This is a genomic window from Paraclostridium dentum, assembly GCF_012922555.1.
Taxonomy (GTDB): domain Bacteria; phylum Bacillota; class Clostridia; order Peptostreptococcales; family Peptostreptococcaceae; genus Paraclostridium; species Paraclostridium dentum.
The window spans coordinates 1-332 of the sequence record NZ_WIPK01000185.1; the positions used below are offsets into that span (position 1 = coordinate 1).

The window sequence follows — 332 nt, forward strand, 5'->3', positions numbered from 1 at the left end:
GCAGTAGAGTCTGAGTCAGAAGTAGAATCAGAAGTAGCATCGGCATCTGAAGTAGAGTCTGAGTCAGAAGTAGCGTCGGCATCGGCAGTAGCATCAGCAGTAGAATCTGAGTCAGAAGTAGAATCAGAAGTAGCATCGGCATCTGAAGTAGAGTCGGCATCAGCGGTAGAGTCTGAGTCGGAAGTAGAATCAGAAGTAGCGTCAGAATCAGAAGTAGCGTCGGCATCGGCAGTAGCATCAGCAGTAGAGTCTGAGTCAGAAGTAGAATCAGAAGTAGCGTCGGCATCGGCATCAGCAGTAGAGTCTGAGTCAGAAGTAGAATCAGAAGTAGC

The 332-nt window shown here is 48.5% G+C and carries 1 protein-coding gene; it reads left to right on the forward strand.

The window, feature by feature from the left end; all coding sequences use genetic code 11:
• A partial coding sequence (locus tag GFJ41_RS18300) for a hypothetical protein (protein ID WP_206001632.1) occupies positions 1 to 332 on the forward strand: 332 nt, incomplete at both ends.